This is a genomic window from Catellatospora vulcania, from assembly GCF_009720385.1.
GTDB lineage: Bacteria > Actinomycetota > Actinomycetes > Mycobacteriales > Micromonosporaceae > Catellatospora > Catellatospora vulcania.
The window spans coordinates 385,426-404,761 of the sequence record NZ_WARX01000001.1; the positions used below are offsets into that span (position 1 = coordinate 385,426).

General features: G+C 72.4%; 19 protein-coding genes. 14 read left to right on the forward strand and 5 right to left on the reverse strand.

Annotation, left to right across the window (positions count from 1 at the left end; translation table 11 throughout):
- Positions 1-2: 2 nt before the first annotated feature.
- The 5 genes from F6W97_RS20970 to F6W97_RS20990 all read right to left on the reverse strand — a co-directional run bounded on the left by F6W97_RS20970 (position 3) and on the right by F6W97_RS20990 (position 5,043).
- Positions 3-2,696, reverse strand: coding sequence for an FtsX-like permease family protein (locus F6W97_RS20970; protein WP_155372141.1), 2,694 nt, complete (start codon positions 2,694-2,696; stop codon positions 3-5).
- Positions 2,693-3,412: an ABC transporter ATP-binding protein gene (locus F6W97_RS20975; RefSeq protein ID WP_155372142.1), complete on the reverse strand. Its 720-nt coding sequence runs from the start codon at positions 3,410-3,412 to the stop codon at positions 2,693-2,695. Before F6W97_RS20975 ends, F6W97_RS20970 begins: the two co-directional genes overlap by 4 nt.
- Positions 3,409-3,972: a PadR family transcriptional regulator gene (locus tag F6W97_RS20980; RefSeq protein ID WP_155372143.1), complete on the reverse strand. Its 564-nt coding sequence runs from the start codon at positions 3,970-3,972 to the stop codon at positions 3,409-3,411. The genes F6W97_RS20975 and F6W97_RS20980 overlap by 4 nt, the downstream gene beginning before the upstream one ends.
- Before the next feature lie 68 nt (positions 3,973-4,040).
- Complete coding sequence (locus F6W97_RS20985) at positions 4,041-4,478, reverse strand: ferritin-like domain-containing protein (RefSeq protein WP_155372144.1); 438 nt, start codon at positions 4,476-4,478, stop codon at positions 4,041-4,043.
- 46 nt (positions 4,479-4,524) lie between these two features.
- Positions 4,525-5,043 carry a hypothetical protein gene (locus F6W97_RS20990; RefSeq protein WP_155372145.1) on the reverse strand — a complete coding sequence of 173 codons (519 nt, stop codon included), beginning with the start codon at positions 5,041-5,043 and terminating at the stop codon, positions 4,525-4,527.
- A 207-nt stretch (positions 5,044-5,250) separates the two neighbouring features.
- Here F6W97_RS20990 and rimP point away from each other — a divergent pair, with 207 nt between their 5' ends.
- The 14 genes from rimP (at position 5,251) to F6W97_RS21060 (ending at position 19,217) form a co-directional block, all read left to right on the forward strand.
- Positions 5,251-5,907, forward strand: a complete 657-nt coding sequence (rimP, locus tag F6W97_RS20995; RefSeq protein WP_155372146.1) for a ribosome maturation factor RimP — start codon at positions 5,251-5,253, stop codon at positions 5,905-5,907.
- Positions 5,904-6,959, forward strand: coding sequence for a transcription termination factor NusA (gene nusA / locus F6W97_RS21000; protein ID WP_155372147.1), 1,056 nt, complete (start codon positions 5,904-5,906; stop codon positions 6,957-6,959). The genes rimP and nusA overlap by 4 nt, the downstream gene beginning before the upstream one ends.
- 69 nt (positions 6,960-7,028) lie before the next feature.
- Positions 7,029-7,298 (forward strand): YlxR family protein, encoded by a 270-nt coding sequence (locus F6W97_RS21005; RefSeq protein WP_330164986.1) that lies wholly within the window; start codon positions 7,029-7,031, stop codon positions 7,296-7,298.
- A gap of 223 nt (positions 7,299-7,521) precedes the next feature.
- Entirely contained in the window at positions 7,522-10,602 is a 3,081-nt protein-coding gene (infB, locus tag F6W97_RS21010; protein ID WP_155372148.1) for a translation initiation factor IF-2, read from the forward strand.
- Between the two features lie 130 nt (positions 10,603-10,732).
- Entirely contained in the window at positions 10,733-11,749 is a 1,017-nt protein-coding gene (locus F6W97_RS21015) for a TRM11 family SAM-dependent methyltransferase (RefSeq protein WP_155372149.1), read from the forward strand.
- A gap of 21 nt (positions 11,750-11,770) precedes the next feature.
- Entirely contained in the window at positions 11,771-12,064 is a 294-nt protein-coding gene (locus tag F6W97_RS21020; protein WP_155372150.1) for a DUF503 domain-containing protein, read from the forward strand.
- Between the two features lie 177 nt (positions 12,065-12,241).
- Positions 12,242-12,727, forward strand: coding sequence for a 30S ribosome-binding factor RbfA (gene rbfA, locus F6W97_RS21025; RefSeq protein WP_155372151.1), 486 nt, complete (start codon positions 12,242-12,244; stop codon positions 12,725-12,727).
- 8 nt (positions 12,728-12,735) lie between these two features.
- A complete protein-coding gene (locus tag F6W97_RS21030) occupies positions 12,736-13,758 on the forward strand; it encodes a DHH family phosphoesterase (protein WP_155373008.1) in 1,023 nt (340 codons plus the stop codon).
- A 137-nt stretch (positions 13,759-13,895) separates the two neighbouring features.
- A complete protein-coding gene (locus F6W97_RS21035; RefSeq protein WP_155372152.1) occupies positions 13,896-14,303 on the forward strand; it encodes a hypothetical protein in 408 nt (135 codons plus the stop codon).
- Entirely contained in the window at positions 14,300-14,518 is a 219-nt protein-coding gene (locus F6W97_RS21040; protein WP_196279251.1) for a DUF6186 family protein, read from the forward strand. The genes F6W97_RS21035 and F6W97_RS21040 overlap by 4 nt, the downstream gene beginning before the upstream one ends.
- Before the next feature lie 596 nt (positions 14,519-15,114).
- Positions 15,115-15,945: a hypothetical protein gene (locus tag F6W97_RS21045; RefSeq protein ID WP_155372153.1), complete on the forward strand. Its 831-nt coding sequence runs from the start codon at positions 15,115-15,117 to the stop codon at positions 15,943-15,945.
- A complete protein-coding gene (locus F6W97_RS21050; RefSeq protein ID WP_155372154.1) occupies positions 15,942-17,282 on the forward strand; it encodes an MATE family efflux transporter in 1,341 nt (446 codons plus the stop codon). Before F6W97_RS21045 ends, F6W97_RS21050 begins: the two co-directional genes overlap by 4 nt.
- A gap of 88 nt (positions 17,283-17,370) precedes the next feature.
- The gene (truB, locus tag F6W97_RS21055; RefSeq protein WP_155372155.1) at positions 17,371-18,282 is read left to right on the forward strand and encodes a tRNA pseudouridine(55) synthase TruB; all 912 of its coding nucleotides are present in this window, start codon (positions 17,371-17,373) and stop codon (positions 18,280-18,282) included.
- The gene (locus F6W97_RS21060) at positions 18,282-19,217 is read left to right on the forward strand and encodes a bifunctional riboflavin kinase/FAD synthetase (RefSeq protein ID WP_155372156.1); all 936 of its coding nucleotides are present in this window, start codon (positions 18,282-18,284) and stop codon (positions 19,215-19,217) included. The genes truB and F6W97_RS21060 overlap by 1 nt, the downstream gene beginning before the upstream one ends.
- The last annotated feature ends 119 nt before the right edge of the window (positions 19,218-19,336 follow it).

The window sequence follows — 19,336 nt, forward strand, 5'->3', positions numbered from 1 at the left end:
GGCTAGAGGCGGCGTTCGATGGGGAGGCGGGAGCGGGTGAGCAGGCCTGCGCCGGCCATCGCGACCAGTGGGACGGCCAGCACGATCGCGATGTTCTCCCAGGGCAGCAGCAGCCGCATCGGGGCGTCGCCGTGGACGATGTGTTTGCCGCTCGCGTTGACTGCGGCGATGAGCACGGCGGTGGTGCCGAGGCCTGCCAGCACCCCGAGCACCGCGCCCAACCCGGAGATCACCCCTGACTGGCTCAGCGACAGCAGGCGGCGTACCCGCGGGCTCGCCCCGACGGCGGCGAGCGTGGCCAGGTCGGCGCGGCCGTCCGCGGCGGCCAGGCCGGTGGCGATGCCCGCGGCGCCCAGCGCGACGAGCGCCGCGACCAGGCCGAGGATCCAGACGATCGGCTCCTCCTGGTACTGGGCTCCCTGCTCGACCTCGACGTGCAGGTCGTTGCCCGCGGCGTGCACGGCCGCGTTGAGCCGCTCGGTCTCGGTGGCGGAGGGCACGTGCCCGACGGCGCCGATCACCATGTCGCGGCGTACGCCCAGCCCCAGCCGCTCGATAGCGGCGGGGGTGGCCACGACGAACGCGGCGCTCAGCGAGTTGCCGGGCAGCGCCGTGGCGGGCACCGTCACCGGGTTGCGGTCGACCGGGTCCTGCGGTGCCCGCTGCGCGGTCTTCTCCTGCCAGTCGGTCACGACGACCGACACGGTGCCGCCGCTCACGTATCGCGGATCAGCGACGACCAGGCCGCCCGCCGCGAGCATCTGCCGGGCCTGGGCCAGGTCGGCCGCGGGCGCGCTGCTGATCGCCGCCAGGGCCTCCGCGTCGTCCACGATCGCGAACTGGACTGAGCCGATGGCCTCCTCCCAAGCGCAGCGCGGGTCCTCGATCGCGGCCTGGTCGCGCGCCTGCGAGGTCATGGCGGAATCGGACCAGGCCGGACAGCGTGCGGCCGGCGGCAGGTCGAGCCTGAGCGCGCAGCCGCGCCCCTCGGCCGGTTCCGCGCAGACGGGTGACAGCAGCACGTGCGTGCGCGCGTCGGGCAGCGCCTGGCGCACCGCCTGCTGAATCCGGGCCACGTCCGGTGCCTGCGCGGTGTCCGGGGCGTCCTGCCGTACCAGCACGTTACCGATCGGCATTCGCGGGTCGTAGCTTTCGAAGCGCTGCTGCTCCTCACTGCCGACGTACGCCCCCAGGGCCACCGCGCCGGCGACGGCGGCCATCACGGCCGAGATCGCGGGCGCGGCCGAGCCCCGGTTGCGGGCGGTGTCGCGGAGCGCGATCCGGGGCGCGAGCGGCAGCCACCGTCCGGCCCGGGCGATGAGCCCGACCAGCGACGGCGTGAGCAGCACCAGGCCGAGTTCGCCGAGTACCACGCCGACCATGATGGCGGTGGTCACGCGCAACCCGGCGCCACTGACGGCGATCACGGCACCGCCCACCGCGAGGACGGTGCCGAGCGTGATCCAGCGTTTGCGGGACCGGGTGACGCCACGGCGGCCGGCCAGCACGGTGACCACGCTCTGCCGGGCGGCGGTGAACGCGGGCACCATCGCGGCCGCCAGGCCCGCGCCGACCGCGAGCAGTACGACGCCCGCCTGGGCGGCGGGGAAGAATCGCAGGCCCCCGGCGCGGGCCTGGACCAGGTAATGCTCGAACAGCGGCAGGGTGAGCACGGCGGCGGCGATGCCGAGCCCGACGGCGGCGACCGCCGCGCCCAGGCCCAGCACCACGCCGTCGGCCAGCACGATGCGCCGCAGGTGGGCTGGGGTCCCGCCGGTGGCGGCGACCAGCGCGAGATCGCGGCTGCGCCGCCGCGCCCCGACGGCGAAGGCCGGACCGGCCAGCAGCACCACCTCCAACATGATCAGCACGACCATGATCGCGCTGAGGGCGACCTCCTCGATCTCGCTGCTGGTGGTCACGGTGGGATCCGCCGGGACCGCAGGCGGATCGAGGGCAACCGCACGGCTCCGGACGGCGATGCCGTGCTCGTTGAGCTGTTGCACGTCGGCCCACAGCACGGGCGACGGGGTGTGGACCAGCCAGCGGGCCGAGGCCGGGAGCACGCCTGGCCGGAAGACGACGGTGTCGCGCAGCGAGGTCGGGAATTCGACGACGGCCGTGACCCGGTACGTGTACTCGGGGTTCGCCGTGCGGATCGTTCCGCCGACGCCCACCCCGAGCCGTTCGGCCAGCCCCTCGTTCAGGGCGACCTCGTCGTTGCGGGCGGGTGCGGCACCCGAGAGGAGTTCCACGAAGCCGGTCAGCCGCGGGTCGGCGAGGTCCACGCCGCGGGCGCTCACGCCGCCGATGCCGTCTGGGGTGAACACGTCGACGCCACCCTCGGCGACCTGGCTGACGGACGACCCGGCGGGCAGCACCGCCAGCAGCTCGGCCGCGGTCGCCGGCGACTGGCGCATCGCGACCGCGCCGCCGGCGGCGTACCCGTCACCCACGGGCGGCTGGGTGATGGGTCCGTCGGCGACCCACTCGACCTGGGCGTCGTACTGCCCGATCTGGCGGGTCAGCTCCTCGACCGGGGTGAGCCGGTGCATGTCGTACGCGGCCGCGACGAAGGACATCATCGCGATCGGCAACCCGATCATGGCGATGACCAGCGCGGAGCGGCCACGGGAGCGCAGTGCCTCCCGGCGTGCCATGCGCAGTGCGGGGGCCCAGCCGCGCAGCCACCTCATGACGCGGGCTCCAGCAGCTGCTCGGGCTTGGACAACGGCCCAGAGGCGTCGACGATTCGGCCATCGCGCAGGAAGATCACCCGGTCGGCCCACGCGGCGTGCCGGGCTTCGTGGGTGACCAGCACCGCGGCGGCCCCGGCGTCGACGCGGGCGCGCAGCAGGCGCAGCACGGCCTCGCCGGTCACCGAGTCCAGGGCGCCGGTGGGTTCGTCGGCCAGCACCAGGCGGCGCTGCCCGACCAGGGCGCGGGCGATGGCGACGCGCTGCTGCTGTCCGCCGGACATCTCATCGGGGAAGCGGTCGGCGTACCCGACGAGCTCCACCTCGGCCAGTGCGGCCTCGGCCAGCGGCCGGGCCTTGCGCGCGGCGATCCCTTCCAGCTCCAGCGGCAGCGCCACGTTCTCGGCGGCGGTCAGGCTGGGCAGCAGGTTCAGGGCCTGGAAGACGTAGCCGACGCTGCGGCGGCGCAGCCCGGCCAGCTCCCCGCGGCGCAGCGTGGACAGGGCGACGCCCTCGACCAGCACCTCGCCCGCGTCCGGGGCGTCGAGCCCGCCGGCGAGGTTGAGCAGGGTGGACTTGCCGGAGCCGGACGGGCCCATCACGGCCACCAGCTCTCCGGCCAGCACGTCGAGGGTGATCCCGGCCAGGGCGTGCACGGCCGCCTCGCCGGTGCCGTGGGTGCGGTGCACGTCGCGCAGTTGCAGGACGGCGCTCATCGCCGGGCCTCCCGTGGGGTGTCGTCGTGTGACGGCAGCGGGGTGGCGGCGGGTTTCTCGTAGCGCACCAGGGCCGTCTCGCAGTGGTCCAGCCAGCGCAGCTCCGCCTCGGACTGGAAGATCATCGCTTCGAGCACGAGCCGCCAGGGCAGCTCGGCGTCGGTGCGTTTGAGCCGGGTGTACTCCTGCAGCGCGCGCATCGTCGCGCTGCGCTGGGTCTGCACCACCGCCTGCACGTCGATCCCGGGGGTGGTCAGCGCGAGCGCGAGCTTGATGGCCAGCTCGTCACGGGGCCGGTCGGCGCGGGCGATCGGGGTGGCGAACCACAGCGTGAGCTCGGCGCGCCCCTCCCCGGTGATCTCGTAGGGGCGCTGCCCCCCGTCGTTCTCCGGCAGCGCGCGTACGAGGCCGTCGCGTTCGAGGCGGTTGAGGGTGGTGTAGACCTGGCCGATGTTCAGGGGCCAGGTGGAGCCGGTCGAGTCTTCGAACTCGGCGCGCAACTGGTAGCCGTAGCGGGGGCCGCGTTCGAGCAGGGCGAGCAAACCATGTCGGATGGACATGGCTACTGAGTATGCATACTCGGTATGCCGAAGGCAAGGCGGTCCCGTGGGACCAGGTGTAACGGCTGCTACTGGGTCTTGCGACCGGGATAGGGCACGGTGGCCGGGGTGACCTCGGCGAGCCGCCGCCAGTGGGTGCCGCGTACCGCGGCGTCGGTGTAGGCGACCAGGATCCGGCGGCGCACCTCGCCCTCGGCGTCGGCCAGCGCGGCTCGCCAGGTCGCCGCGACCCCGTCCTCGACGTAGGCCGCGAGCTTCAGCGCGCCGGCCTCGTCGGTCACCGGGAACGGCAGCGCGTAGCCCGCCTGGGCCACCGGCGCGGCGACCTTCAACTCGGCCAGCTGCACCAGCAGCGCGTCCCGCCGGGTCCGGTGCATCTCCTCGCCGATCCGGGCGTCCTTCTGCGCGGCCTTGTCGAGCAGCACCCCGAGCCGGGCGTACGCGAAGATCGCGCTGTGCTCGGCGCTCAGCGCCGCCTGCAACCGCTCCGCCAGCTTCTCGCTCATGCCTTCTCCCCGGTGCCCTTGTCGGCTGACCGCGTGATCCGGTTGCTCATACCAGCACCTCCACGTGGGTGGCGCGGGCGGCGGCGATCTCGCCGACCAGCACCGCGCGGGACGTGGTGGTGGCCACACAGGCCTCGGCGGCCTGCTTGGCGGCGGACACCTCGGCCGTGCGCAGGCTCTTGAGGATCGCTTTGCGGTCACCGGTGACCGGGGCGCCGGTCGGGGCGGTGAAGGCGCTCGCCGACGGTCGCGGGCTCATGATCGCGTCCAGGGCGGCGGCGTGCACGCGGTGCGTCTCGCGCAGCGGGGTGAGCAGGGTGCTGAGCGTGGTGTCTGCCGCCAGCGCGGCGTCGTACGCCGAGACCAGCGCGTGGGTGCCGGCCAGCAGACCCATCAGGGCGTCCGGCGGGGGCGGGGTGTCCGGGGTCGGGTCGAGCAGGTCGCAACCGGCCAGCGCCGTCGCGGCCAGCCCGGCCGCCGCCGTCGCCGCGCCCGCCCGCAGCAGCCGCCGTCGATTCGGTCGGGAGCCCGCCGACCAGCTATGATCATTTCCCCGCGTACGCACCGCGCCAGTCTTCCTTAAGCCAGCCGCTGCTGCCACTCCGTGATCACGTGTCGGACACCGGTGGACAGTCGCCGGGGCCCGCCGTTTCCGGCAGGCCGCCGGGACGGCCACCAGCGAAGTCTCGACCGCAGCGCGCCGCTGGTCGTTGCCGCGTGCTCGCGGGTTACGCTCTGCGCAGTCGATGAATCACCGAGAGGGGTGCCCCAGATGGCTCAGCGTGGCCGTGCCTCAGGCCGTCAGGCGGGCCAGAAGCCTGCCCGAACGGCGGCACCGGCTCCTGCCAGGACCTCTCCGGCCGAACTGACGGCGCGCCGCGCCCGGTTGCAGGCCGTGATCGACCCCGTGGTGGCCGGCACCGGCTACGACCTGGAGGAGCTGACGGTCAAGCAGATCGGCCGCCGGCACCTGGTCCAGGTGATCATCGATGGTGACGGCGGGGTGGGTCTGGACGCCATCGCCGAGGTCTCCCGCGCCGTGTCACGGGCGCTGGACGAGGCCGAGGAGTCCGGCGCCGACCTGATCCGGGGCGAGTACCAGCTGGAGGTCTCCTCGCCCGGAGTCGACCGGCCGCTGACCCTGCCGCGGCACTGGGCCCGCAACACGGGCCGCCTGGTGAAGGTCAAGGCGGGGGACAAGACGCTGACCGGCCGCGTGCTGGCCGCCGACGCCGACGGGATCACCCTCGACGTGGACGGCGAGGAGCACGCGCTGAGCTACGACGCGCTGGGCCCCGGGCGCGTCCAGGTCGAGTTCAAGCGCATGAACGAGATCTCCGATGAGGAGCTCGCGGAGTTCGACGACGACTCGTCCGACGACGAGGACCTCGACGACGACGAGCTGGACGATGAAGGAGAAGAGCGGTGAACATCGATCTTGCGGCGCTCCGTGCGCTGGCACGTGACAAGGAGATCTCCGAGGAGACCATCCTGCAGGCAATCGAGTCTGCGCTGCTCACCGCATACCGGCACACCGACGGCGCGCAGTCGCACGCGCGGGTGGAGATCAACCGCCAGTCCGGCGCGGCCGTGGTGTACGCGCAGGAGTACGGCGGCGAGGGTGAGCTGCTGCGGGAGTGGGACGACACCCCGCACGACTTCGGCCGGATCGCGGCGATGACGGCCAAGCAGGTCATCCTGCAGCGCCTGCGCGAGGCCACCGACGAGGTGCACTTCGGCGAGTACGTCAACCGCGACGGTGACCTGGTCACCGGCGTGATCCAGGCGCACGAGACGCGTACCGAGAAGGGCATCGTCTCGGTCGACCTGGGCAAGGTCGAGGCCGTGCTGCCGCAGTCGGAGCAGGTCCCGGGCGAGACGTACCCGCACGGCCAGCGCATCCGCTGCGTGGTGGTGCACGTCGCCAAGAGCTTCCGCGGGCCGCAGGTGACCCTGTCCCGCTCGCACCCGGCCCTGGTGAAGAAGCTGTTCGCGCTGGAGGTTCCGGAGATCGCCGACGGCACCGTCGAGATCGCCGCGATCGCGCGCGAGGCCGGCCACCGTACGAAGATCGCGGTGCGATCCAACGTGCAGGGCGTCAACCCGAAGGGCGCCTGCATCGGCCCGATGGGCCAGCGGGTGCGCGCGGTCATGAGTGAACTGCACGGCGAGAAGATCGACATCATCGACTGGTCGGACGACCCGGCGGAGTTCGTGGGCAACGCGCTCTCCCCGGCGAAGGCCCTGAAGGTCGAAGTGGTGGATCTCGCAACGCGTGCGGCGCGCGTCACCGTGCCGGACTACCAGCTCTCCCTGGCGATCGGTCGGGAAGGGCAGAATGCCAGGTTGGCTGCCCGTCTGACCGGTTGGCGCATCGACATCCGCTCCGACGCGGCCGACTCCGGAGCCGCGCAGCCGCGTGGACCGCGTTCCGCGGCTGATCACGAGACGGAGCCGGGCGGCACTCCCGTCTCCGCATAGGGGTAGACTCATCAGGTGGTACGACGCTCGCGGCCCGCACCGCTTGTGGCGGCCTCATCAGTCACGCCTGTGCCGCCTCCGGTGCGCACGTGCGTCGGATGCAGGCAGCGGGCGTCCGCTACCGAACTGCTCCGCGTCGTGGCGGTGGCGTCGGGAGCTGACCAGTTCAGTCTCCGACCCGACCCGCGACGCAGATTGACCGGCCGGGGTGCACACGTGCACCCGACAGCGGCCTGTCTCGAGCTGGCGCTGCGGCGCCGTGCCTTCGGGCGCGCGCTGCGGATCACCACCGGGGTCATCGACACCGGTGAGCTGGCCGAGGCGATCCACGGACCGTGACGCGGCCCGAGGGTCACGAACCGATCCGAAGGATCACCGCCAGACCAGTCACGGGGTGGCGGACCCACCGTAGGCGGCGGCCTCATCAGCCCCGTCTGAGGATCAAGCAAGGTAGGACTACCGGCATGGGCACACGATGAAGTCGCAAAAATGATCAGGCTTCAAGTGCACAAGTGAGGTCGCAGCGGGTCACTGCCCGTGCGACCTCGGAGTGAGGAGTGCAGTGGCAGGCAAGGCCCGCGTACACGAGCTTGCTAAGGAGCTCGGCGTCGAGAGCAAGAACGTTCTCGCCAAACTCAAAGAGATGGGCGAGTTCGTCAAGTCCGCGTCGAGCACCGTAGAGGCTCCCGTCGCCCGTCGGCTGAAGGACGCCTTCGCGGCCGGCTCGGGAGCGCCCAGCGCCCCGAGTGCGCCGTCGGCGCCCGCGGCAGCGGCGACCACGGCGGCGACCGCGAACGAACCACGGGTGACGGCTCGGCCGGCGCCCCCCAAGAAGCCCTCGGCGCCCATGAAGCCGAAGGCGCCGACCTCCATGGTCCCGCCCGCCCCGGTGACGAAGCCGGCGAGCGCCCATGACATCGAGGTCGCCGCGGCCGAGGCTCGCGCCTCGGCGCTCAAGGCCGAGCAGGAGGCCTCCGTCCGGGCGGCCCAGCAGGCCGCCAAGCAGCGTGAGGACCAGCCCCGCGGAGACGGCCCGAAGCCCAGCTTCATGCCGCCCCGCCCCGGTTCCACCGCGGCCCGTCCGCCGGCCGCTCCGAGCGGCCGTCCCGGCGCGCCCGGTGGCGAGCGTCGCGACGCCCGTCCCGGTGGTCCGCGTCCCGAGGGCGGCCGTGACGGCCGTCCGGCCGGTCCGCGTCCCGAGGGCGGCGGCACCCGTGAGGGTCGTCCGGCCGCGCCCGGTGGCGCTCGTCCGCCGCGCAGCGGTGGCAACAACCCGTTCGGCATCTCGCAGGGCGGCGCCCCGTCGCGTCCGTCCCCGGCGGGCATGCCCCGTCCCAACCCGGCTTCCATGCCGCCTCGGCCCAGCCCGGCTTCCATGCCGCCGCGGCCGAACCCGGCGTCGATGCCCAGCCAGCGTCCCGCCCGTCCGGGTGGCGGCGCGGGTCGTCCCGGTGGTCCCGGCGGCGGCGCAGGCCGTCCCGGCGGTCCCGGTGGCGGCGGCGGTTTCCGTGGCGGTCCCGGTGGCGGCACCGGCGGCGGCTTCCGTGGCGGTCCCGGTGGCGGCGGTGGCGCCGGCACGGGCTTCCGTCCCGGTGGCGGCGCGCCCGGTGGCGGCGGCGGTTACCGCGGTGGTCCCGGTGGTGGCACCGGTGGCCCGCCGGCGGGTGGCGCAGGCCGTCCGGGTGGCGGTGCCGGTGGTCGTGGCCGTGGTGGCGGCGCTGCCGGTGCGTTCGGTCGTGGCGGCGGCAAGTCGCGCGGCCGCAAGTCCAAGAAGCAGCGGCGTCAAGAGTTCGACAACCTCTCCGCGCCCACGATGAGCTCGGGTGCACCGCGCGGCCAGGGTCAGGAGATCCGGCTGCCGCGCGGCGCGTCGCTGTCGGACTTCGCCGACCGCATCAACGCCAACCCGGGTTCGCTGGTCCAGGAGATGTTCAACCTGGGCGAGATGGTCACGGCGACGCAGTCCTGCACGGACGAGACGTTGCAGCTGCTCGGTGAGCACCTCGGCTTCGAGGTGCAGATCGTCAGCCCCGAGGACGAGGACCGCGAGCTGCTGGCCCGCTTCAACATCGACCTCGATGCCGACGTCGACCAGGAGCGTCTGGTCAGCCGGCCGCCGGTGGTGACCGTCATGGGTCACGTCGACCACGGTAAGACCAAGCTGCTGGACGCGATCCGGTCGGCGAACGTGGTCGAGGGCGAGGCCGGCGGCATCACCCAGCACATCGGCGCGTACCAGGTGCACGTCGAGCACGAGGGTGAAGAGCGGGCTATCACGTTCATCGACACCCCGGGTCACGAGGCGTTCACCGCCATGCGTGCCCGTGGCGCCCAGGCCACCGACATCGTGGTCCTGGTCGTGGCGGCCGACGACGGCGTCATGCCGCAGACGATCGAGGCGCTCAACCACGCCAAGGCGGCCGACGTGCCGATCGTGGTCGCGGTGAACAAGGTCGACAAGCCGGAGGCCAACCCGGGCAAGGTGCGTCAGCAGCTGACCGAGTACGGCCTGGTCGCCGAGGAGTACGGCGGCGAGACCATGTTCGTCGACATCTCCGCCAAGAGCCGTCTCAACATCGACGGCCTCCTGGAGGCGGTCCTGCTCACCGCGGACGCGTCGCTGGAGATGCTGGCCCCGATCGACGGGCACGCCCAGGGTCTGGCCATCGAGGCCCGGCTCGACAAGGGCCGCGGCCCCGTCGCGACGGTGCTGGTCCAGAAGGGCACGCTGCGCGTCGGCGACTCGATCGTGGCGGGTAACGCCTACGGTCGCGTCCGGGCGATGCTCGACGAGAACGGCCACCCGCTGGCCGAGGCGGGCCCTGCCCGTCCGGTGATGGTGCTCGGTCTGACCGCGGTGCCGGGTGCGGGTGACACCTTCCTGGCCGCCGACGACGACCGGACGGTCCGTCAGATCGCCGAGCAGCGCCAGGCCCGTAAGCGGGCTGCCGAGCAGGCGAACCTGCGCGGCCGGGCGACGCTGGAGACGCTGCTCGAGAAGATCAAGGAGGGCGAGCGCACCTCGCTCGACCTGATCATCAAGGGCGATGTGTCCGGTTCCGTCGAGGCACTGGAGGACGCGCTGGTCGCGCTGCCGATCCCGGAGGAGATCCAGCTTCGGATCATCCACCGCGGCGTCGGTGCGATCACGGAGAACGACGTCAACCTGGCGTCGGCCTCGTCGAACTCGACCGCGATCATCATCGGCTTCAACGTGCGGCCGATGGACCAGGCACGCGACCTGGCCGACCGCAACGGCGTGGAGATCCGGTACTACACGGTCATCTACCAGGCCATCGAAGAGATCGAGGCGGCCCTCAAGGGCATGCTCAAGCCGGAGTACGAAGAGGTCGCCCTGGGTTCGGCGGAGGTCCGCGAGGTCTTCCGTTCGTCCAAGGTGGGTCTCATCGCCGGCTGTATCGTCCGGTCGGGTCTGCTGCGCCGCAACGGCAAGGCACGGGTCGTCCGCGACGGCGCGGTCGTGGCGGAGTCCGCCACGATCAGCTCGCTCAAGCGGTTCAAGGACGACGCGACCGAGGTCCGCGAGGGCTTCGAGTGTGGTCTGACCCTGGGTGGCTACAACAACCTGCAGGTGGGCGACATCATCGAGACCTTCGAGATGCGCGAGAAGCCGCGGGTGTGATCCCGTGACGCGGGGCGGGGCCCCGGTGCGAAACTGCACCGGAGTCCCGCCCCGCTCCGTGTCCGTGGATGAGCGGACGACAAGACTTGCTGGATCGTCGTTGAGAAGGCGGCGGAGGGAGTTGGCACAGGTGGCTAGGTACGGGCTTCTGGTGGCGCCGTCGGCGAACCGGGTCTACACGCAGTCGGCGCCGGAGTTGATGGCGGCCGAGCTGGCGGTGTTCTCGGAGCGGGCGCTGGGCGGGCGGATCGAGCCGGCCGAGATCGTGGAGTTCGCGGGACGGCCCTACCTGACCTTCGAGGTCGAGGACGGTGCGCTCAGCACCGACGACCTGCGGGTGCTGGCGAACCTGTCGTCGGCGTACGCGCTGTTCGAGATGGTCGAGGGCGGGCTGCTCAAGCCGCTCGGCGAGCCGTCGCTGGACCGGTACGACGACGATCTGATCACCATCCAGAAGTACGCCGGCAAGACCAACGAGCACTTCACCAAGCTGCTGCTCAACGTCACCGTGCTGGCCACTTCGTGGGCCGAGCAGCTGCTCACCAAGCGGTTCGCGGTCCTGGACCCGGTCGCCGGCCGGGGCACCACGATCAACCAGGCGCTGATGTACGGCTGGGACGCGGTCGGCATCGAGCTCGACGGCAAGGACGTCGAGGCGTACAGCGCGTTCCTCAAGACCTGGCTCAAGAACAAGCGGATCAAGCACACCACCGACATGACGCCGCTGCGCCGCGAGGGCAAGCGCCTGGGCCGCCGCTTCGACGCCCGCATCGGCGACGTGCGCGAGGACCCGCAGCACCTGTCCTTCTTCGAGGCGGACACGATCGCCTCCCGGGCGCTGCTCAAGGGCAACTCGGTCGACGTGATCGTGGCCGACCTGCCGTACGGCGTGGTGCACGGCAGCCGCAGCGCCAAGGGCCTGGCCCGCGGCCCGCAGGAGCTGCTGGAGGAGGCGCTGCCCGGCTGGACGTCGCTGCTGCGCCCCGGCGGCGCGCTGGGCATGTCCTGGAACACCCACGTGGCCCCGCGTGAGGACGCCCTGGACCTGCTGGAGGAGCACGGGCTGGAGGCGGTCGACTACGAGGGCTTCGAGCACCGCGTCGACCAGGCCATCACCCGGGACATTCTGGTGGCCCGCAAGGTCTGACCTGGCGTACTGTCATCGCTCGTGTATACCGGAACATCCGTTTTCGACCTGCTCCTGCCCGGTGACTCGCGGTCACTGAAGGAGAAGCGGTCGTACATCCGTCCGATCATCGCGGCGCTGAAGAAGTACGAGGTGGCGGTCGCCGAGGTGGGCGCCATGGACCTGCACGGGCGCGCCGAGATCGGCGTGGCCGTGGTGGCCGCCGACGCCGCCCACGTCAACGAGGTGCTCGACCAGTGCGAGCGCCTGGTGGTGGGCCGCCCGGAGGTCGAGGTCCTGTCGGTGAAGCGCCGCTGGTACGGCGACGACGACTAGTCCCCTGTATTCGTGATCACAGCCGGTGGGCTGGGTAGGCGCACGGGCTCGGCTCTCAGGAGTGAGGGTCGGACCCGGCGGGTAGTGTCATGGTGTTGGTTTCGACCCTGGCTCGTCACCGCGGCCGGCGTGAGTCGGCGCGGGCGCGTCGTGGTCGTCGGTCGCGGAGGTGACGTGATGGCTGATCCGGCCAAGGTTCGCAAGCATGCGGAGCGAGTGCGTGAGCTCGTCGCATCGGTGGTTCGTACCCAGATCAAGGACCCCCGCCTGGGGATGATCACGATTACGGACGCGCGGATCACCGCCGACCTGCGTGAGGCGACCGTCTTCTACACGGTGCTCGGCGACGCCGAGGAGCAGGCGGGCACGGCCGCCGCGCTGGAGAGCGCGAAGGGCATGCTGCGCGGTGTGGTGGGCCGGGCCCTGGGCCTGCGCCACTCGCCGTCGCTGGCGTTCGTGTCCGACGACGTCCAGGAGCACGTCAAGCACATCGACGACCTGCTCGCCGAGGCCAAGCAGCGCGACGACCAGGTGCAGCAGCTGGCCGCGGGCGCGGCGTACGCCGGCGAGGCGCAGCCCTACAAGGTCGACGAAGACGACGACGAGGGCGCGGACGACGACGACGAAGAGGAGCCGGCCCTGCGCGCGGCAGTCCAGCGGTGACGACGGCGATGCCGGCGGCGGGGACCACGGGCCGCCCGACGGAGCAGGACTGGGCCGCCGCGGTCGACGCGGTGCGGTCCGGCCTGCGGCCGGGTGCCCGGGTCCTGCTGGTGTGCCACGTCAACCCGGACGGCGACGCGCTGGGCAGCATGCTCGGCTTCGCCCAGGGGCTGCGCCGGCTCGGGGTGACCTCGCTGCAGTGCACGTTCCCCGGCCCGCTGAGCGTGCCGGAGCCGCTGCACATGCCCGCGATGGACCTGCTGATCCCCGAGGCCGAGGCGGACCCGGCTCCGGACCTGCTGGTGACCTTCGACGCGGCCAGCGAGTCGCGGCTGGGCGCGCTGGTGGACCGGCTGGAGACCGCGACGGTCAGCCTGGTGCTGGACCACCACGCCTCCAACACCGGCTTCGGCAAGGTGTCGCTGGTAGACCCGTGCGCCGCCGCCACCTCCGTGGTCGCCGCGGAGCTGCTGCGCCGGCTGGACGTGCCGCTGGACCGGGACATGGCCGAGTGTCTCTACATCGCCCTGGTCACCGACACCGGCTCGTTCAAGTTCGACCTGACCACGCCCGAGGTGCACGAGCTCGCGGCGCGGCTGGTGGCGACGGGCATCGACGTCGGCGCGATCTCACGCCGCATCTTCGACAGCCGCCCCTTCGGCGCGGTCCGCATGTTCGGCGAGGTGATGGGCCGCGCCCGGCTGGAGCCGGAGTCGGCGGGCGGGCGCGGGCTGGTGATCGCCGTGGCCACCCTCGACGACCTGGCCAAGCACGACCAGCCGCCGTACGTGCTGGAAGCGTTGATCGACTCGGTGCGCTGCGTGTCCGAGGCCGACGTCGCACTGCTGCTCAAGCAGGTCGCGCCCACCGAATGGGCGGTCTCCATGCGCAGCAAGGGCGGCGCGGACGTGAGCCGGGTCGCGGTCGCCCTCGGCGGTGGCGGGCACCGGTTGGCGGCCGGCTTCACCGGCCGTGGCACGGCCGAGCAGATCATCGACACGGTACGCGCCCAGCTGGCCGCTCAGGGCTGACCCTCTGCCCCGCGGGCTGGCAGGGAAGATCGCTGTTTCGTGTCGTGATCCGCGGTCTCACCGCAGGTTCTGACACCAAGTGGCGATCTTGCCCGGACTGGGTCCCGGAAGACCGGGCAACATAGCACAATCAGGTCATGGAACAGCGTCCTGAGCTCACCGTCGAGCCGGTGTCGCCCTGGGCGCGTGCGCAGGTCATGCTCCCGGTGTTCGTGCCGTTCGCGTTGATCGGCGGGCTGCTCCCGTCGTTCTCGCTGGCCGCGAACCTGTACGTGCTGGCCCTGGGCGGTGGCCTGCTGCTGGCGGGCATGTCCTCGCGGCTGCCGCGCCGGGCCGCACCGGTGGCTCTGCTGCCCGGTGTCGCGTGGTGGCTGGTGCCGATCGCCATCTTCGTGGTCGTCGAACTCGTCACCTTCGGCATGGGCTCCACCCACGACTACCCGACGCTGTCGCTGCTGGCCGATCCGCTGCTGGACGGCTACCTGCTGCGCTGCATGGCGTACTTCGGCTGGCTGGCGGGATTCTGGGGGTTGGTGCGCCGATGAGCCTGACCCGCCTGCTCGCCATCGCAGGGTTCCTCCTGGCCGCCCTGGCAGTGCTCGCCGTCGAGTGGGCCGCTCGCCGCCCCGGTTCCCGCATCCCGACCATCGGCGACGTCTCGGCCCTGGTCATGCGCTACGACGTCGGCGGTTTCCCGGTCGGCCGCCTGGCCATCCTCAGCTTCTGGTTCTGGCTCGGCTGGCACTTCCTCGCCCGCTGACCCACCCCTGCCGCCGCTTGTCCCGCCATGGACACCCCGTGCCGCGACTCTTAAAGAGTCGCGGCCTTCGGGAGGCTTGGAGGCCGCGACTCTTTAAGAGTTGCGGCGGGTGGGGGCGGGGCGAGGGCGGGGTGTGACGGATCGGCAATCGGACATGTCGGACTGGTCGTGCGTTAAGTCAACCTCCAGCAGCGCTGTCGCGTGGCTGACGTTCCGTGATGTGGGAACCACTGTGCAGGATGTGGACCTGAACGATAGTTTTGCCTCTAGCGGCACCCGCGTGTGGTCCACAACGACCTGCGGCTCCGCGGCAGTCACACCGGCGACACAGCTCGGCGATCCCGAGAGCGGCGGCGGACTACAGAAGAGCACGGCGCGTCCCTGACGTGACCGCGCGACGAAGTTGACCCGTTGTTGTTCCTGGAAGGACCGTGCCATGCCTACGTCGAAGAAGCCCCAGCCGCAGCCCACCGAGCAGGAGCGTGAGCGCGAGCAGGCCCGTCGCGCCCTGCAGACCTCGATGGACACCCGGCAGTAGTACGCCCCGGCAAGCAACGGGGACACGGCGGGGTGATCGCTGCGTCTAGGCTGTCGTGATGTCCTCGACAGCCGTGCCTGCGGCCCCCGCCATCGACGACGTTCTCGCCGACCTGGCACTGCAGACCCGCCGGCTGCGCCTCGCGGCCTGGATCTTCGGCGTCGCAGGGATGCTGGTCACCGCGGTTGTCGCGGGCCTGCCGGGCGACCTCTGGCGGTGGCGCCTGGTCTCGGTGGCGGTAGGGCTCGCCATCGGCTTCGCCTACTCGCTCGCCGTCCGGCCGCTGTGGCGCCTGCGTCGCGAACCGGTTCTCACCACGATGCCGTCGGGCTTCGCCACCGCCGCCTCGCCGCGCCACCACGCAGCGCTGGTATACCTGCTGGCAGCCGCCGGTTACGCGTGGGGAGTGGGCGGCTACGGTGCGACGCTCGGCTTGGTGCTGCTCGCCGCGTCGGTGGGGCAGCGGCCGGCGCGCATCGTGATCACTCCCGGTGCGGTGCTGGTGCGTCGGCTGCGTACGCGGCGGGTGCCGTGGGCGCAGCTCGCCTGGGTGCGGGTGACCAGCTCTGGCCTGACCGACGAACTCTCCCTGGCCGTCGACCGGCCCGGCAGTGGCCTGACGACCGTGCGCGCCCGGCTTGACCTGCTCGACATCGACCCGGCGTTCCTGGTGCACCTGCTGCGGCACTATCACGCCGTCCCGGAGGACCGGACCGCGATCGGCGCGCCCGCCGAGCTGGCCCGCCGCCGGGCCCTGTTCCTCGGACCCGAGGGCGCCGACGCCAGGGCCGCGCTGGCTGAACCCGACCCCGCGGACGACAGGCCTGCGCTGCTCGATGCCGAGCGCGCCGGGGAGGGCGGCCCACCGCTGGCGGCCGAGTCCGCATGAGCGCCGTGACGACCTCGCCGACCGGATACCGCAGGATCGCGGCGCTGGCGCTGCCCGCGCTCGTCGTGCTGGCCGCCGAGCCGCTCTACGTCCTGGTCGACACGGCCGTGGTGGGCCATCTGGGCCGGGTGCCGCTGGCCGCGCTGGGCATGGCCGGCACCGTGCTCGGGCTGGCCGTCTGGCTCGGCAACGTGCTGGCGTACGGCACCACGGGCCGGGCCGCGCGCCGGTTCGGGGCGGGTGACCGGGCCGGTGCGGTAGGCGAAGGGGTGCAGGCGTCCTGGCTGGCGGTGCTCGCCGGGCTGGCGCTGGTGGTGGCGGCGCAGGTGTTCGCCGGGCCGCTGACCCGGGCGCTGTCCGGCAACGGGACGGAGTCCGCGCAGGTCGCGGCGTACGCCGAGCAGTGGCTGCGGGTGGCCGCCCTGGGCGCGCCGTTCATCCTGCTGGCGATGGCCGGCAACGGCTGGATGCGCGGGGTGCAGGACACCCGCCGCCCGCTGCGTTACGTGCTCGGCGCGAACCTCGCCTCCGCCGCGCTGTGCCCGCTGCTGGTGTACGGGCTGGGCTGGGGCATGGTCGGCTCCGCGTGGGCGAACGTGGTCGCGCAGGCCGCGTCCGGCGCGCTGTTCCTGCGGGCGCTGGTCGTGGAGCGGGTGCCGCTCGCGCCGCACTGGGACGTGCTGCGCCGCCAGCTGTCGGTCAACAGCAACCTGATCGTGCGGGGCGCGGCGTTCCAGGCGTGCTTCCTGTCCGCGGCGGCGGTGGCGGCCCGGTTCGGCGCGGCCGCGCTGGCCGCCCACCAGATCGCGCTGCAGCTGTGGTTCTTCAGCGCCCTCGTGCTGGACTCGGTGGCGATCGCGGCCCAGTCGCTGGTCGGCGCGGAGCTGGGCGCGGGTGACGCGCCCGCGGCCAAGCGCACCGCGCGCCGCATCGCCTGGCTCGGCGGCTGGTGCGGGATCGCGTTCGCCGTCGTGCTCGGCGCGGGTGTGGCGGTGCTGCCGGCCCTGTTCGTCGACGATCCCGCGGTATGGGAGCAGACCGCGCTGATCTGGCCCTGGTTCCTCGTGCTGCTGCCACTGGGCGGGATCACGTTCGCGCTCGACGGGGTGCTGATCGGCGCGGGCGACGTGGCGTACCTGCGCAACCTGACCATCATCGCCGCGGTCGCCGGTTTCCTGCCGCTGACCTGGCTGGCGTACTACCTCCAGCTCGGCCTGAGCGGGGTGTGGGCCGGGCTGACCATGTTCATGGTGGTGCGCTTCGTGGCGCTGCTGCTGCGCATGCGCACCGGCGGCTGGGCCGTGCCCAGCCCGGGACCGGTCCCGGCCTCGCCTTAGGCTGGTCCGTTGTGAGTGAGCGCAGCGAGCGAACCATGGGACCCGGGGCTGAGGCTCACGGCTGTGCCGAGCGGAGCGGGGAACAGTCATGAGCAGTGCCAAGAGGGAACAGCGCCCGGTGACCGACGGGCTGATCGTGGTCGACAAGGCCGGGGGCATGACGTCGCACGACGTCGTGGCGCGGGTGCGCCGGATCGCGGGCACCCGCAAGGTGGGCCACGGCGGCACGCTGGACCCGATGGCGACCGGGGTGCTGGTGCTCGGCGTCGGCCGGGCCACCCGGCTGCTCACGTACGTGGTGGGCGTGGGCAAGGTCTACCGGGGAGTCATCCGGCTGGGCCAGGTCACGGTCACCGACGACGCCGAGGGCGACGTCACCGCCACCACGCCCGCCGGGCACGTCACCGACGAGCAGATCCGGGCCGGGCTGGCCGCGCTGACCGGCGAGGTCGACCAGGTGCCGTCCGCGGTGAGCGCGATCAAGGTGAACGGGGTGCGCTCGTACCACCGGGTGCGCCAGGGCGAGCAGGTCGAGCTGCCCGCGCGCCGGGTGACCATCTCCCGGATCGACGTGTCCGAGATCACCCGGACCGGCGACGTGGTCGACGTGGCCGTGGAAGTGGCCTGCTCGTCGGGCACCTACATCCGGGCCATCGCCCGCGACCTGGGCGCCGCGCTGGGTGTCGGCGGTCACCTCACCGCACTGCGGCGCACCGCCGTGGGCGGGTTCACGCTCGGTGAGGCGTACACCCTGGAACAGCTCGCGGAGCTCGCCGACCCGGTGGCGCTGCCGCTGCCGCAGGCCCTGGGCCGGGCCATGCCGGTGCGCACGGTCGACGCGGACGCCGCGAAGATCGTGTCGCACGGCGGGCCGCTGCCCGCCGTCGGTCAGGACGGGCCGTACGGTGTGGTGGGCCCGGACGGGGCCGCGCTGGCCGTCATGTCCGAGCGCGGCGGCCGGGCCAAGGCGGAGATCGTCCTGGTGGGAGGCGAGCAGTGATGCAGCGTTGGCGGGGGTACGACGCGGCGCCGGGCGGCTGGGGCCGGGCGGTCGTCACCATCGGCGTCTTCGACGGGGTGCACACCGGGCACCAGCAGACCATCGGCCACGCCGTGAAACGCGCCCGCGAGCTGGGCCTGCCCGCCGTCGTGCTGACCTTCGACCCGCACCCGTCCGAGGTGGTGCGCCCCGGCTCGCACCCGGCGATGCTGACCTCCCCGCAGCGCAAGGCCGAGCTGCTGGCCGGCCTGGGCGTCGACGTGCTGTGCGTGCAGCCGTTCACGCTCGACTTCTCGAAGCTCGACGCCGACCGGTTCGTGCACGACGTGCTGGTCGAGCACCTGCACGCCGCGCTGGTCGTGGTGGGGGAGAACTTCCGGTTCGGCCACCGGGCCGCCGGGGACGTGGAGCTGCTGGCCAAGCTGGGCCGCACGTTCGGCTTCGCGGTCGAGTCGGCCCCGCTGGTCACCGGCGACGGCACCGTCTACTCCTCGACGTACGTGCGGGCCTGCGTGGACGCCGGTGACGTGGCGGCGGCCGCGGCCGTGCTGGGCCGCCCGCACCGGCTGGAGGGCGTCGTGGTGCGCGGCGACCAGCGCGGCCGGGAGATCGGCTATCCGACCGCGAACCTGATGGTGGCCAAGTACGCCGCGGTGCCCGCGGACGGCGTGTACGCGGCCTGGCTGGTCCGCGGCAACGACCGGCTGCCCGCCGCGGTGTCCATCGGCACGAACCCGACGTTCGCGGGCCAGGACCGCCGCGTCGAGGCGTACGTGCTCGACTTCTCCGGCGACCTCTACGGCGAGCGCCTGGCTCTCGACTTCGTCAGTCACCTCCGCCCCACCCTCAAGTTCGACGGCGTCGAGGCCTTGGTCGAAGCGATCGACGACGACGTCGCGCGCACGCGAGCGGTGCTGGACGGGCCGAAGCCGTAGCTTGCGCTTCATGATCGGCGTTTGGTGTCGAATTGTTGGGTCAGACCGCAGATCATGGCTTTAAACGGCGATCTTGGCGGGCGAGGCGACGGCGCGGGAACGCGCGGTTTGCGTATCCC